Origin of the sequence: Histophilus somni, assembly GCF_014202395.1 — a bacterium.
GTDB lineage: Bacteria > Pseudomonadota > Gammaproteobacteria > Enterobacterales > Pasteurellaceae > Histophilus > Histophilus somni.
In genome coordinates this window covers 25,025-38,954 of record NZ_JACHGQ010000007.1, presented here as the reverse complement: position 1 = coordinate 38,954, position 13,930 = coordinate 25,025, and the positions used below count along the sequence as shown (strand labels likewise).

Annotated in this window: 15 protein-coding genes; 8 read left to right on the top strand and 7 right to left on the bottom strand. The window is 36.7% G+C overall.

Annotated features, from left to right (window positions below):
* Positions 1–16 precede the first annotated feature (16 nt).
* Positions 17–298 (bottom strand): chaperone NapD, encoded by a 282-nt coding sequence (locus HNR69_RS05795; RefSeq protein ID WP_012341328.1) that lies wholly within the window; start codon positions 296–298, stop codon positions 17–19.
* A 338-nt stretch (positions 299–636) separates the two neighbouring features.
* On the opposite strand from HNR69_RS05795, the gene narQ reads away from it, so the two are divergent.
* The 4 genes from narQ to rpoH all read left to right on the top strand — a co-directional run bounded on the left by narQ (position 637) and on the right by rpoH (position 4,670).
* Positions 637–2,340: a nitrate/nitrite two-component system sensor histidine kinase NarQ gene (narQ, locus tag HNR69_RS05790; RefSeq protein WP_075294441.1), complete on the top strand. Its 1,704-nt coding sequence runs from the start codon at positions 637–639 to the stop codon at positions 2,338–2,340.
* 9 nt (positions 2,341–2,349) lie between these two features.
* A complete protein-coding gene (gene murB / locus HNR69_RS05785; RefSeq protein ID WP_075294440.1) occupies positions 2,350–3,375 on the top strand; it encodes a UDP-N-acetylmuramate dehydrogenase in 1,026 nt (341 codons plus the stop codon).
* Between the two features lie 15 nt (positions 3,376–3,390).
* Entirely contained in the window at positions 3,391–3,705 is a 315-nt protein-coding gene (locus HNR69_RS05780) for a DUF2322 family protein (RefSeq protein ID WP_011609690.1), read from the top strand.
* A gap of 122 nt (positions 3,706–3,827) precedes the next feature.
* Positions 3,828–4,670, top strand: coding sequence for an RNA polymerase sigma factor RpoH (gene rpoH, locus HNR69_RS05775; RefSeq protein ID WP_011609691.1), 843 nt, complete (start codon positions 3,828–3,830; stop codon positions 4,668–4,670).
* Positions 4,671–4,778: 108 nt separating this feature from the next.
* On the opposite strand, the gene HNR69_RS05770 is transcribed toward rpoH, so the two are convergent.
* Both HNR69_RS05770 and HNR69_RS05765 read right to left on the bottom strand, forming a co-directional pair.
* The gene (locus HNR69_RS05770) at positions 4,779–5,468 is read right to left on the bottom strand and encodes a pirin family protein (protein ID WP_011609692.1); all 690 of its coding nucleotides are present in this window, start codon (positions 5,466–5,468) and stop codon (positions 4,779–4,781) included.
* A 154-nt stretch (positions 5,469–5,622) separates the two neighbouring features.
* Positions 5,623–5,919: a YfcZ/YiiS family protein gene (locus HNR69_RS05765; protein ID WP_011609693.1), complete on the bottom strand. Its 297-nt coding sequence runs from the start codon at positions 5,917–5,919 to the stop codon at positions 5,623–5,625.
* A 249-nt stretch (positions 5,920–6,168) separates the two neighbouring features.
* Between HNR69_RS05765 and HNR69_RS05760 the strand changes: the two genes are divergently transcribed.
* The 4 genes from HNR69_RS05760 to purM all read left to right on the top strand — a co-directional run bounded on the left by HNR69_RS05760 (position 6,169) and on the right by purM (position 10,062).
* Positions 6,169–7,572, top strand: coding sequence for a porin (locus tag HNR69_RS05760; RefSeq protein WP_087449220.1), 1,404 nt, complete (start codon positions 6,169–6,171; stop codon positions 7,570–7,572).
* 51 nt (positions 7,573–7,623) lie between these two features.
* Positions 7,624–8,166, top strand: a complete 543-nt coding sequence (locus tag HNR69_RS05755; protein ID WP_075294439.1) for a methylated-DNA--[protein]-cysteine S-methyltransferase — start codon at positions 7,624–7,626, stop codon at positions 8,164–8,166.
* The gene (gene mutH, locus HNR69_RS05750) at positions 8,163–8,837 is read left to right on the top strand and encodes a DNA mismatch repair endonuclease MutH (protein WP_012341312.1); all 675 of its coding nucleotides are present in this window, start codon (positions 8,163–8,165) and stop codon (positions 8,835–8,837) included. The genes HNR69_RS05755 and mutH overlap by 4 nt, the downstream gene beginning before the upstream one ends.
* A gap of 187 nt (positions 8,838–9,024) precedes the next feature.
* On the top strand, positions 9,025–10,062 hold the full coding sequence (gene purM, locus HNR69_RS05745) for a phosphoribosylformylglycinamidine cyclo-ligase (protein WP_012341311.1): 1,038 nt from the start codon (positions 9,025–9,027) through the stop codon (positions 10,060–10,062).
* 220 nt (positions 10,063–10,282) lie between these two features.
* Here the strand turns inward: purM and fecE are convergent, their stop codons facing one another.
* Genes fecE through HNR69_RS05725 form a run of 4 tightly spaced genes read right to left on the bottom strand, consistent with a single transcriptional unit; the run spans position 10,283 to position 13,924 of the window.
* Positions 10,283–11,050, bottom strand: a complete 768-nt coding sequence (fecE, locus tag HNR69_RS05740; protein WP_075294438.1) for a Fe(3+) dicitrate ABC transporter ATP-binding protein FecE — start codon at positions 11,048–11,050, stop codon at positions 10,283–10,285.
* On the bottom strand, positions 11,047–12,048 hold the full coding sequence (gene fecD / locus HNR69_RS05735; protein ID WP_081376604.1) for a Fe(3+) dicitrate ABC transporter permease subunit FecD: 1,002 nt from the start codon (positions 12,046–12,048) through the stop codon (positions 11,047–11,049). The genes fecE and fecD overlap by 4 nt, the downstream gene beginning before the upstream one ends.
* Positions 12,048–13,028 (bottom strand): iron-dicitrate ABC transporter permease FecC, encoded by a 981-nt coding sequence (gene fecC, locus HNR69_RS05730; protein ID WP_370505892.1) that lies wholly within the window; start codon positions 13,026–13,028, stop codon positions 12,048–12,050. The genes fecD and fecC overlap by 1 nt, the downstream gene beginning before the upstream one ends.
* Positions 13,025–13,924 (bottom strand): Fe(3+) dicitrate ABC transporter substrate-binding protein, encoded by a 900-nt coding sequence (locus HNR69_RS05725; RefSeq protein WP_075294436.1) that lies wholly within the window; start codon positions 13,922–13,924, stop codon positions 13,025–13,027. The genes fecC and HNR69_RS05725 overlap by 4 nt, the downstream gene beginning before the upstream one ends.
* Positions 13,925–13,930: the final 6 nt, after the last annotated feature.

Below are 13,930 nucleotides of genomic sequence, written 5' to 3'. Positions count from 1 at the left end.
ACTATTCATTTTTAAATTATTGCTCAACATTGTCATCTTGTTGATGATAAATCAGCGACAAATCAATCACGCCATCAATATTGCGTGAATTTTCCATATGATTCAGTAAAACCTGTGGATCGTCCGATTGCATAACCACAACCAATTTTCCTTTTTCATCCTCTGCTGGAATTTCCGTATGCGGAATCGTCAAAAGAGCGGTCTTAACTTGTGCTATTTTTTGTGGGTTTACTTGAATAATCAAGCCACAAACATGCCACTCCTCAGCATGATTTTTTGCGTTTTTATTTTCTTTCATATTCTTTCTTATTTTGAGGTTGTTATCGTTGCCGGATAACTGTTCTTCCACCAACGTTATGCCTAAAAACCACACTATTCTTTTATAGATTTTTATTGTCCAAACCTTACCGCTGATTTTTAATAACCAAAAATGAGTATTTGCTCGACAAAATGCAAGTTTGTTGAGGTAGATCAAATTTATACACAAGATGAGAAAGTTAATAAACGTGGAACTATAGGTTTCTCTGTGCTTACAGCGTTCATCAACACAATAGTAGTTGATAAATAATAAAGTATAGCGGTATTCAATACATTCTGTTGTATGATAGGGTGAGATTTTTGCTTAAAAACGTTTATATGAATATAAAAAATCATTCTGTTTCAACTAAAATTGCCAACTATTTATTGCTCATCATTATTTTTGTATCGTTAATTAGCATAATGAGTTTAGCTATTATGCAAAGTAATAAATCTGATGCAGAGTTAATCAATGTTTCCAGCTCATTACGTATGCAAAGTTACCGACTTTTTTATGAAATGGAATATGAACCGGACAATGTAGAGAGGGCATTACGTCAATATCGTTTAAGTTTGCATTCAGAACCATTACTCAAAATCAGTCGGCATTTTCTTGTACCTAATGATGTAAGGCAATCCTATCGTAATTTAATCAAGCGTTGGGAGATCATGGAAAAGCATGCAAAAGAAAACAACAAGGATGCTTACCGTGCAGAAATCGCCAGCTATGTCGATCAAGTAGATCAATTTGTAAATACTTTACAGTATTTTGCGGAGCTGAAACTTAAAATCGCCGTACTCAGTATTTTAGTAGCAATGATTGTGATTTTAGCTATGGTATCCTATGTCATTTATTTTACACGCAAAAGAGTTGTTACCCCATTGGAAAAATTAGCGTTGGCAAGTTCTCAAGTTCAAATTGGACAATTTAACCATATTCCGTTAGACACCAAAAGTGATGATGAAATTGGTCGATTAGCTTTAGTTTTTACCCAAATGGCAGCCGAGTTAAAAAAACTTTATGCCACGTTGGAGGAAAAAGTGAATGAGAAAACACAAAAGTTAAGTCAAGCTAACCGCTCTTTAACCATGCTTTATCATTGTTCTCAACTTGTTACTACAAAAGCCATTGAACCTAAACTATTTCAACAAATGCTAAAACAAGTGATGATTAATGAACATTTGCGGTATTTAGAATTAATTGTTCATGGTGCAGAGCATTGGCATATTTCTTTAGGAACAAAACAAGACCCCGTTGATTTACAAAGTATGGATTTAGAAATCGAAAATAATCAACTTGGGATTATGCGTTGGCAAGCCGGCTTACCTTGTCCGGATTTACGCACAATGCACAATGTCTCGCAAATGCTCAGTCGCACGCTATATTTTTACCAAATGCAACGACAACAACAGCATTTATTACTTATGGAAGAGCGGTCAATTATCGCAAGAGAATTACATGATTCTTTGGCTCAAGTATTGTCTTATTTGAAAATTCAACTCACTTTATTAAAACATACCCTACAACAAGAAACTCAAGATGCCAAAGCCAAAAGCCAAGAAATTATTCAAGATTTTGAGCAAGCAGTTACCGGCGGTTATCTACAGTTGCGTGAACTTCTCGCCACATTCCGTTTAACCATACAAGAGGCAAATTTACAGGTTGCTTTAGAACAAGTGATAGATTCATTACGCAATCAAACCTCAATGAGAATGCGAGTGGATTGTTCTTTGCCTTCACAAATATTTAACGCCCAACAACTAGTTCATGCGTTACAAATTGTGCGAGAGGCGACATTAAATGCGATTAAACATTCACAAGGCACAGAAATTGAAGTGCTGGCTTATACTAATGATGATGGTGAATATGAATTGGCTGTGCGTGATAATGGCATTGGTATTCCAAGTTTAAAGGAACCAACCGGGCATTATGGATTAAATATTATGTTAGAACGCAGTAACCAATTAAATGCACGCTTGTCTATTCAAAATCATTCGACAGGCGGTACCGAAGTGAAATTAACTTTACCGAATACATTTTAAGGAATATTAATGGAAAATTTACAAGACTTTCATACATTTCATCTTCCGTCTAAAGCAAAAAAAATTATAAAAATCACCGCACTTTCCGAGTTAATTGAGCAATGGAAATTAGCGAAAAAGAACGCTTTGCCGATCTTATTTTTGGGACAAGGAAGTAACGTTTTATTTGTGGACGATTTTAAAGGCATTGTATTTATTAATCAGCTTATGGGGATTGAACATAAGCAAGATGCAAACTTTCATTATTTACATGTTAATGGCGGAGAAAATTGGCATAATTTAGTGCAATGGTCCTTAACACAAGGCATTTATGGTTTAGAAAACCTCGCTTTGATTCCGGGTTGTGCAGGATCAGCACCCATTCAAAATATCGGTGCTTATGGCGTAGAATTTAAAGATGTTTGTGATTATGTGGACGTATTGGATTTACAAAAAAATACAATATTTCGTTTAAGCAATGAAGAATGTGCGTTTGCTTATCGAGAAAGTATTTTTAAAAGGCAATACAGAGAAGGGTATTTTATTACCGCAGTTGGTCTAAAATTAGCAAAAAATTGGCAACCGGTATTAAAATACGGCACATTAACTGAATTCGATACACATCAAGTCAATGCACAAGAAATTTTTACTGAAATTTGTCATATTCGCCAAAGCAAATTACCCAATCCCGATGAGTTTGGTAATAGCGGTAGTTTTTTTAAAAATCCGATTATTTCAGCACAAGCATTTTCGCTTTTACAACAAGATTACCCAACTATACCTTTTTTTCCACAGCCGGACGGCACAATTAAGTTAGCAGCAGGTTGGTTAATTGACCAAGCCGGACTTAAAGGCTATCAAATCGGCGGTGCCGCTGTTCATCAGCAACAAGCACTCGTCATTATTAATAAAGATAATGCAAGTAGTGCGGATGTGGTTAAATTAGCACAGCATATTCACCAAACGGTAATACTAAAATTTAACGTCTATTTACGACCGGAAGTACGCTTTATTGGGGAAAACGGTGAAGTGGATAGTACTGCTTATATTTCATAATAATGGAGAAATAAAATGGATTTCCAAACAATTTTAACGAGCTTACCCAGTATTGAACACTTGTCCGGTTTAGATATATTAGCAAACGATCAAGTCGTGCATCATATTCCTGCCGAGCAGGGAAAATTAGGTTCTTTGCGTGTTTATAATGCGTTGGCTCAAAAATTTAACGGTAAATTAGACCGCACTTGTGCGGAAAAAGGCGTGCAACTATTTGCCGAACATGTTTTAGATGCTAAAGAAAATCCGGGGAAGCACCCAAATATTGATTTATTATTGCAAGTAATTGAACAAAATGTAGAATATGTTCTTGTGCCAATTTTAAAATAACACGAAAACTTTTTAATGTATTTATGGTCTAACTATTAGAATTTAAGATATTAATTGATTAAAACAATTAAAAGTCTTAAAGTATAGAGAAAATAAGTCTTTTATAAACAAAAAGGAATAGAATGAATAAAGAAACACAAGCAATGATGTTAGTTCCGCAAGGCAGTATCGAAGGTTATATCCACGCAGCCTATGATTACCCAATGTTGACTGCAGAAGAAGAAAAGGAATTGGCGGAACGTTTGTACTATCACCAAGATTTAGATGCGGCAAAAACATTGATTTTGTCCCATTTACGTTTTGTTATTCATGTCGCACGTGGATATTCCGGTTATGGTTTACCGCAAGCCGATCTTATTCAAGAGGGTAATATCGGCTTGATGAAAGCGGTGAAACGTTTTAATCCTGAAGTTGGTGTTCGTCTGGTTTCTTTTGCAGTACATTGGATTAAGGCTGAAATCCATGAATATGTATTACGTAATTGGCGTATTGTTAAAGTCGCAACAACTAAAGCACAACGTAAATTATTCTTTAATCTACGTAAAACTAAACAACGCTTAGGTTGGTTCAGTGATAAAGAAGTTGATATGGTTGCAAATGAATTGGGCGTTTCCAAAGAAGATGTCCTTGAGATGGAAAGTCGAATGACAGGATCTGACGTCGGTTTTGATTTACCCGTTGATGATGATGAAAGTTACGCACCAGCACTCTATTTAGAAGATAAAAGCTCAAATTTTGCGGCTGAGCTAGAAAACGAAAATTTTGAGACACAAGCAGCAGATCAGGTTGCCAACGCCTTAGCTGAACTGGATGAACGTAGTCAAGATATTATTAAATCACGCTGGTTAGATGATGAAAAAGCAACACTACATGATCTTGCAGCAAAATATAACATTTCTGCTGAACGTGTACGTCAGCTTGAAACAAATGCGTTGAAAAAACTGAAAAGTGCGGTGAGTTTTTAAGCATTACTCGAACATTGTGGAAATGCCTGCTTTTGAAATTATATCAAAGACAGGCATTTTTATTTTGCTTGAACATTGAATTTGCTCAACATTGAATCCCAAAAATTTTTAAGCCAAATCAAATATCAAAAACTCAATATCATTTTCCGTCTCAATCTTCGCTAAACGTTCTTGGTTAATTGCCACACCATCACTTGTTGAAACTGTTTGACCATTAATAAAGAAAGTGCCTTTAACAACTTGTATCCAATAAGAGCGGTTACTATCCAACGTAATATCAGTTTGAGTACCTGCTCTTAATTGATAACGCCATAATTTCATATCTTGATAAATTTTGAATGCCCCATTTTCCGCATGAGGTGACAAAATCAAAGTTGCACCTTCGTGATGAGCAAACGCTTTTTGTTCATAACGTGGAGCAATATTTAACTCATTCGGCTGAATCCAAATTTGGTAAAAATGTAAATTTTCCGTACTGCTTGGATTAAATTCTGAATGCGTTATGCCCGTACCCGCAGACATAATTTGACATTCACCTGCTGAAATTGTTTGCACATTTCCCATACTATCTTGATGTGCAATCGTTCCCTCCAAAACATAAGAAAGAATTTCCATATTTTTATGTGGGTGTGTACCAAAACCGAACCCTGCTTTGACTCGATCTTCATTAATGACCCGCAATGATGAAAATCCCATAAATGTAGGATCATAGTAGCCGGCGAATGAAAAAGTATGGTAACTGTCTAGCCAACCATGATTGGCATGACCACGTTCATTGGATTTTCTAATATAAAACATTTATTTTCCTCGACATAATATGGGGTGTTCATTATTTGAACATTTTCCTATTCTGAACACGTTCTCAACAAGTTACAATTCTTGACCGTTACATATTGCCTTAACTCGTGCTACGGGCAACATGATCCTTTTTCGATTCCTCATTATTGTTCAATCATCTTATAGATAATTGAAAAATCAGCGTTTCTGCTTGACAGCTAAAAGTAAACGTTGCATTAAGCTGATAATTGCCGTTTACTTCCTTAATCTCGCTACGAATGTCACAAGATTCCGTTTCCGCTTTTCTGGCTTTTTCCGTTAAATATGCCAATGCCTCTTGAGCTGTTGTTTCATTTTCATAGACTTGAGAAAAGTCTACGCTGAGTTCCGAATTATCTATAATCGTTCCCACATCTGCACAACAACAAGCCTTAGTTTCCTCCGGAGTACATTTCAATACATTTTCTGACATCGTTATTTCCTTGATTTAAAATTAAAAAATTGGTGAAATTTTAACATCATTTTAATTTTGCTCCAACTTCCAAGCCAATTTGGACCGCTCTTTTTGTCATAAAATGTAACAGGTTAAAAAAGATAAACCCTATTTAACTGATCTGACCTCTTACCTAATGGCGTAAACTTATTTGCTCATGTCATAACCATGTTTTAGAATTCGATGGACTTTTAACAACTAAGATTATCTATATTGCTTATGAAAAAAATGAAATTCACAAAAAACTTTTTTACGCCAACGCTTATTGCGTCAGCACTAGCATTATCCACAACTTATGCCAATGCGGCAGCTTTCCAACTCGCCGAGGTGTCCAGTTCCGGTTTAGGACGAGCTTATGCGGGTGAGGCAGCGATTGCTGATAATGCCGCTGTTGTGGCAACCAACCCAGCGTTAATGAGTTTGTTTAAAACGAAACAATTCTCAATGGGGGGGGTATACGTTCAATCTAGAATTAATATAAATGGTGAGGTTAATGTTAATGTAGGGAAGGGAATTGTACAAGTTGCAGATGAAAAAGCAGATCAGAAAAAGGTTGTACCCGGTGCATTAGTTCCCAATTTGTATTTTGTGGCACCTATTAATGACAAATTTGCTATCGGTGCGGGTATGAATGTCAACTTTGGATTACAAAGCAAATATAAAAAGGATTATGATGCCGGTGTTTTTGGCGGGACTACTGAGCTGAATTCCATTAATTTAAATTTAAGCGGTTCATATCGTGTCAGCAAAGGATTAAGCGTTGGTGCGGGGTTAAATGCGGTTTATGCTAAAGCAAAAATTGAGCGTCATGCGGGGGTTCTAGATAAGGCAATTGATACTATTGCCGATTCTAAGGGAATGGCTGGGAGTATCAATATTCCTTCATTAACATCGTTAGTCCCAATTTTCTCCCAGTTAAAAGATAGAGTGAATACGGATACTCTCTTAACACAATTACAAGATAATAATGCATGGGGATTCGGTTGGAATATCGGTGCGGTTTATGAATTTAATCAAGGTAACCGTATCGGTATTGCCTACCATTCTAAAGTAGATATTAATTTTAAAGATGATGATGCGTTGAGTTATCAATTTGAAGCAGGAAAAATTAGTCCTGTTAAAGAGAAAGGTGGGTTAACGCTACATTTGCCGGATTATTTCGAAATTTCCGGTTTCCACCAATTAACGGAAAAATTCGCCATGCACTACAGCTATAAATATACTAAATGGAGCCGTTTACAAAGTTTACATGCCACTTATGATAACGGTAAGGTCGCTTTCCATAAAGATGAAAAATTTCATGACAGTTCACGTGTAGCTCTAGGGGCGACTTATAATGTGAATGATAAATTAACCCTGCGTGCAGGTATTGCTTATGATGAGTCTGCCGACCATCCGAGTGCTTCAATCCCCGATACCGACCGCACTTGGTATAGCTTGGGTGCAACCTATAACTTTACGCCTAATCTTTCTGTTGATGTAGGTTTTGCTCATTTACGTGGTAAAAAACAGCAATTTAAGGAAAAGCATAAGATTGGAAGTACAGGTATTGAGTTCGGCAGTATAGATGCAAACTATAAATCAACAGCACGTGCCAATTTGTACGGTTTAAATCTTAGCTACCGTTTCTAACGGCTATTCGTTATAATCAGGCGTATTTTGTTAATACGCCTTTTTTCTTTTATGCAACCTACTTTTTATTGTTATTATCATTCGCCAATTGGACGATTGCTGATGTTGTCGCAAAATAATCAGCTGACAAATCTTGATTTTGAATTAGAACAAATTGAGCCAAATTCCCGTTGGATTTTTAATCAAAATCTACCGCTCTTTTTGCAGGTAACATCGGCATTAGATCGTTATTTTAACGGGGAAGCGGAAGATTTTTCCGATCTTCCTTTACATCCGCAAGGCACGGAATTTCAACAAAAAATATGGCAGGCTTTACGCCAAATTCCATATGGGCATTCCGCCAGTTACGGAGAATTGGCACGTTTCATTGATCATCCGAAAGCCGTAAGAGCAGTGGGCGGTGCCGTAGGACGTAATCCGATTAGCATTATTATTCCTTGCCATCGTATTTTAGGAAAACAAAAGCAACTTACCGGTTTTGGCGGAGGCTTGCCGGCAAAACGCTATTTATTGCAATTGGAAAAAATTGATTATATTGATCGAGGCATTGAATACGTGAAACCAAAGTTATTACAAAAATATCATCAATCATGACCGCACTTACTCCCCCTCAACACGAAGCTGAACTGTTACAACGTGCAAAATCTATTGCAGGTTTAACCTTTGCTGAATTAGCAGAAGAGTTAAATTTGGTTGTGCCTCCCGATTTGAAGCGAGATAAAGGCTGGGTCGGAATGCTTATTGAAACCGCACTGGGTGCAACTGCCGGAAGCAAAGCGGAACAAGATTTTAGCCATTTAGGTATTGAGCTAAAAACAATTCCTGTTAATCAACAAGGTTATCCTCTGGAAACCACTTTTGTAAGTTTGGCACCTTTAGCCCAAAATAGCGGTGTAACGTGGCACTCTTCTCATGTCAGATATAAATTATCCAAAGTGCTTTGGATTCCTATTGAGGGTGAACGTCAAATTCCGCTTGCTGAACGCCATGTCGGTGTACCAATTTTGTGGCAGCCATCAAGTTCTCAAGAACAACGTCTGCGTCAAGATTGGGAAGAATTGATGGATTATATTGTGCTGGGTAAGCTCACAGAAATTACAGCCCGTATTGGTGAGGTCCTGCAACTCCGTCCCAAAGGGGCAAATAGTCGAGCGTTAACCAAAGGAATCGGTAAAAATGGCGAAATAATCGATACTTTGCCTTTAGGATTTTATTTGCGGAAAGAATTTACCGCAGAGATTTTGCATGATTTTCTAATGGATTAAATCATTTTCAGGAAAATTCGTTAGATAATCATTTCTGCGTTTTTAGACGAGGAAAAGTGCGGTTATTTTTCAACACGCTTTGCTGAATAAAAGATAAAATTTCTTTACAAAATTCATCGAAAACGATTGCCTGAGCGTGTTACAATATCGCTTATTTTAATAACGATACTAATTTTAGGATTCAATTGTGAGTAAACAATCATTAAGTTATAAAGACGCAGGTGTAGATATTAATGCGGGGAATACATTAGTAGAACGTATTAAATCTGATGTAAAACGTACAACCAGACCCGAGGTTATTGGTGGGTTAGGGGGCTTCGGTGCACTATGTGCATTGCCAAGTAAATATAAGGATCCTATTCTTGTATCCGGAACTGATGGTGTTGGGACTAAGTTACGCCTTGCGATTGACCTAAAAAAACATGACACAATTGGTGTTGATTTGGTCGCAATGTGTGTCAATGATCTTGTAGTGCAAGGTGCAGAACCGTTATTTTTTCTCGACTATTATGCAACAGGTAAATTGGATGTGGACGTTGCAGCAGATGTCATCAAAGGTATTGCTGATGGTTGTGTGCAAGCCGGTTGTGCTTTAGTAGGGGGTGAAACCGCAGAAATGCCGGGAATGTATCATACCGGTGATTATGATTTGGCAGGTTTTTGTGTGGGTGTAGTTGAGAAATCGGAAATTATTGACGGTTCCAACGTTAAAGCAGGCGATGCATTACTTGCCTTAGCTTCAAGCGGTCCTCATTCAAATGGATATTCATTAATTCGCAAAGTCATTGAAGTTTCAGGTATTGATCCGACAACAGCACAATTAGCCGAGCATTCATTCGCTGAACAAGTTCTTGCACCGACAAAAATTTATGTAAAACCGGTGTTGCAATTAATTAAACATACTGACGTTCATGCTATTTGCCATTTAACAGGCGGCGGTTTTTGGGAAAATATTCCGCGTGTTTTACCGTCTTCCGTTAAAGCGGTAATTAATGAAAAGAGTTGGGAATGGCATCCTATTTTCAAATGGTTACAAGAACAAGGAAATATTGATCGCTATGAAATGTATAGAACCTTTAACTGTGGCGTAGGCATGATTATCGCTCTCCCACAGGAAGATGTGGAAACCGCATTGGCATTATTACAACAAGTCGGCGAAAAAGCATGGGTAATCGGTAAAATCGAACATGCGAATGCTGATGAAGAAAAAGTTGTGATTTGTTGATGAAATGATCTGCCCAAAAAACCGACTTGTAACTTGATTCAATCAAGGCATTTTTTGGGGCAGATGTTTTTTGTGATTTTCGAATGCTCCATTCTTATCGGCACACAGGCAAGTCATTGGTGGTGTTTGTTGCAATGTTTTAAAACACCGCACTTTTTTACGAAAGGTAATCTATCACTATTTTTAAGCTAAGTTGGTATTAAATATTAAAAGCTTTTTCCTACCTCAAAATAAACATAGGCGTTTTACTGATAGGATCGAGGTGAATTTCTGCATTTAAGTCAAAAACCTGTTGCAATAAATCAGAGGTCATTACTTCTTTTGGGGAGCCTTGTGTAACATATTTGCCTTGTTTTAAAACAATGAGATGATCACAATAACGACAAGCTTGGTTAAGATCATGCAAAACCGTGATCAATGTTTTACCTTGTTGTTGCAATTTCCGCATAATTAACATTAATTCTGCTTGATAACTAAGATCTAAATAAGTTGTAGGCTCATCAAGTAAGACTATTTCTGTGTTCTGTGTTAACGTCATTGCAAGAAATACTCGCTGTTGTTGCCCTCCAGAAAGGTCTGTCACAAAGCAATCCGCTAACGATGTTATTTTTGTTATTTCCATCGCCTGAGCAATAATTTTCTTGTCTTTTGAGCTTAAACCACCCCATAAATTAAGGTAAGGTGTGCGACCATAAGCAACTAATTCTTTTACACGGATACCTTCCGGAATAAAATGCTGTTGAGGAAGAAAAGACAATATTTGGGCATAATCTTTTGCATTTTTTTGCCAAATATCAGTCTGTTGGTAAGTAATTTTACCTATTTTAGGTTTATGCAGACGAGCTAATGATTTTAATAAAGTTGATTTGCCACAACCATTGGGACCAATAAGTGCGATGATCTTATTATGTGGAATTGTGAGGGTTAAATTTTCCACAACAATTTTTTTTTGATAAGCTAAATGAAGATTTTGAGTTACCAATGTCATGATTTTGTTCTCATTAATAAATAGAAGAAATAAGGTGCTCCTAATATTGCGGTAAGTAAACCTGCTGGAAGTTCTAATGGCGGTGCAAATGCTCTTGCTAAGATGTCCGACAATAACAGCAATAATGCACCAATCAAAAATGCAGTCGGTAATAAAATACGATGCTTACCTCCAACTAAATGTCTCGCTAAATGTGGCGACATCAAACCTAAAAAGGAAATTGGACCACAAATTGCAACAGCAATTGATGAAAGTGCCACTGCAATGAATAGTACGATAATTTGAATTTTTGTAGTGGGTATGCCTAAAGTTATCGCTTTAGGTTCACCTAATGCTAATGCGTCAAGTTGACGACATAATAAAAGAGATAAGATAAGTAACGTAACTAGATAGGGGAAAGCTACCGTTAAATAAGACCAACTTCTACCCCATAGACTTCCGGTAAGCCATAATATTGCCGAATTGATGTTAATTGGATTAGACAGCATTATATAGTGACTTAGTGCTGCCCAAAATGTTGAAAGTGCGATGCCAACAATAGCTATTTTTATTCGATGGAAATGCAATCCACACAGTAACCATAAAATAATAAATGAAAGCAATCCTCCAATAAAAGCAAATAATGGTAACCAATAAAATGTTAAATTGGGTAAAAAAATAACACAGATGATGGACGCTAATCCAGCAGCATTATTAATCCCCAAAATATCAGGAGAGGAAAGAGGATTCTTCACTAGAGTTTGAACCAACACACCTGAAACAGCTAACGCACCTCCAATTAAAATTGCAAGCAATGCTCGAGGAAGACGATATTCTACCAATGTAAAATAATGTTCACTATGCGGATTTGCGAAAGTCTGCTGAATTTGCAACCAAGAGAGTGAATAAGTTCCTAAATTTAAACTAATAAAAAACAGCAAACATAATGCACAAAACAAAATAAATACAGTGAAATTATGCGATACTTTTAAGAAAAGTCGTTTTCCCAATTGTTTCATCAACGTTTTCCTATAGCAAGCAAAATAAATATCGGTGAACCAATTAAAGCAAGTACTGCACCTGCTGGAATTTCGTTTGGAAAATCTGCCGCACGAGATAAAATATCTGCGATTAACATTAGACAAGCCCCTAATAGCATCGCTATCGGCAATGATTTACGCAAATCATAACCAACCATATAGCGAGCAAAGTGCGGTACAAGCAAGCCAATAAATGAAATGGGGCCTGCAACGCTAACACTTGAGCCGACAATTAAAAGTGTGGTTAAAGTTCCTACACGGCGAAGAGTGATAAGGTTTACACCTAAGGATCGTACTGATTCATCGTTTAAAGCCAGTAAATTGAATTTTCTTGCATAGAATAGACAAAATAGGAGACTTAAAATAAAAAAAGGAAAAATTATTTGTAAATCTAACCAATTTGTATGTGAAATACCTCCCGCTAACCAATTTACAATGTTTGCTGTATGCTCTTCAGCAAGCAAAATCACCAATTTGGTTAAGGCTGTGCAAAATAACGAAACGGCAAGTCCCGCTAAAATTAATCTATTACGATCTTGAACCGCTCTTTGACCGCTGATTATTACCACCAATAGCCAACTTAATCCTCCACCAATTGAAGCTACTATTGTAATGCTGTAATTTGAGAAAAAAGTAGGCAGGATTGCAGTTGCGATTACCATAGCTAATCCGGCACCAGCATTTACGCTCAACAAAGTAGGAGAAGCAAGGGGATTTCGTGTAATACATTGTAGTATATAACCGGCAACGGCAAGATTTGCTCCCATCATGGTCGCAATCAGCGTTCGAGGCAAGCGTAACTGAATAACTGTTTTTACTAATTCATTTTCTCCGGTAATAATAGTTTGTAGGATTTCAAATGGGGAGAAAGTAATGGGATAAAATAGAAACAAACTCCCCAAAAATAGAAATAATAAAACTAATATTAGTATTATCCGGCGAAAAAGTGCGGTCATTATTTTTCGTTTTGTAAAATAAAGTCTTGGACTTGTTGTGCCATTATTTCTGCTGCTTCCATTCCTCTTGCTCTTGCCCAAAGGTTACTGTCTACATTTAAAATCAAATTAGACTTCACAGCTGGAATAATCTTCCAAAGCACTTCATTTTCCCATTTTCGAGCAATACTTTCTTCACGATAATGCGTCAAAATCATAAAATCAGGCTTTTCGGCAACCAATTGTTCTAAGCCAATAGTTGTCTTCGGTTTGTTAGGTGATGTCGCTTTCGTGACGTTGAATCCCAAAGTTTCCAATAGCCCGCCGGCATAAGACTCATTATTGTAGAGATTAAATTGGTTCTCTCTTGAAACGCCAAAAACAACTTTTTGCTCTTTTTTCTTAAAAAATTGAGCAATATCTTCTATTTTTTTGTTGTGTGCCTTAATACGATTTTGCATTTCAACAGATTTGCCTAAAAGATCTCCGATTTTTTGTGCAGTTTCTAGATTTTCTTGATAATTTTCGTTACGGGAATTGAATACTACTGTTGGTGCAATTTTTTTCAGCTCCTCATAAACTGATGAATGACGATTATTATCAGCAATAATTAAGTCTGGTTTCAATGCTGCAATTGCTTCCAAACTTGGTTGAGCACGTGTTCCTACAGATTGCCAAGGTTTAACTTTATCTCTCACTTGCTGCAAAATTCGACTAGGATCATTATCATCAGCTACACCTATGGGACTTACGCCAATTTGAGCCAAGGCATCAACATAAGAATATTCTAATGCTACAATACGATTAGGAATGTAGCTAATAGAAAATTTGCCTTTTTGATCCTGAATATCAATAGCTTTAACAGTTGTTAAAACATTTAATAGACCAATAAAAAATATAAATTTAGTTAATTTTTTCATGAATTA

What these genes read in the sequence shown, in the direction of transcription:
- HNR69_RS05795 (WP_012341328.1), bottom strand. Translation starts at nt 298, where the DNA reads ATGAAAGAAAATAAAAACGCAAAAAATCATGCTGAGGAGTGGCATGTT.
- narQ (WP_075294441.1), top strand. Translation starts at nt 637, where the DNA reads ATGAATATAAAAAATCATTCTGTTTCAACTAAAATTGCCAACTATTTA.
- murB (WP_075294440.1), top strand. Translation starts at nt 2,350, where the DNA reads ATGGAAAATTTACAAGACTTTCATACATTTCATCTTCCGTCTAAAGCA.
- HNR69_RS05780 (WP_011609690.1), top strand. Translation starts at nt 3,391, where the DNA reads ATGGATTTCCAAACAATTTTAACGAGCTTACCCAGTATTGAACACTTG.
- rpoH (WP_011609691.1), top strand. Translation starts at nt 3,828, where the DNA reads ATGAATAAAGAAACACAAGCAATGATGTTAGTTCCGCAAGGCAGTATC.
- HNR69_RS05770 (WP_011609692.1), bottom strand. Translation starts at nt 5,468, where the DNA reads ATGTTTTATATTAGAAAATCCAATGAACGTGGTCATGCCAATCATGGT.
- HNR69_RS05765 (WP_011609693.1), bottom strand. Translation starts at nt 5,919, where the DNA reads ATGTCAGAAAATGTATTGAAATGTACTCCGGAGGAAACTAAGGCTTGT.
- HNR69_RS05760 (WP_087449220.1), top strand. Translation starts at nt 6,169, where the DNA reads ATGAAATTCACAAAAAACTTTTTTACGCCAACGCTTATTGCGTCAGCA.
- HNR69_RS05755 (WP_075294439.1), top strand. Translation starts at nt 7,624, where the DNA reads ATGCAACCTACTTTTTATTGTTATTATCATTCGCCAATTGGACGATTG.
- mutH (WP_012341312.1), top strand. Translation starts at nt 8,163, where the DNA reads ATGACCGCACTTACTCCCCCTCAACACGAAGCTGAACTGTTACAACGT.
- fecE (WP_075294438.1), bottom strand. Translation starts at nt 11,050, where the DNA reads ATGACATTGGTAACTCAAAATCTTCATTTAGCTTATCAAAAAAAAATT.
- fecD (WP_081376604.1), bottom strand. Translation starts at nt 12,048, where the DNA reads ATGAAACAATTGGGAAAACGACTTTTCTTAAAAGTATCGCATAATTTC.
- HNR69_RS05725 (WP_075294436.1), bottom strand. Translation starts at nt 13,924, where the DNA reads ATGAAAAAATTAACTAAATTTATATTTTTTATTGGTCTATTAAATGTT.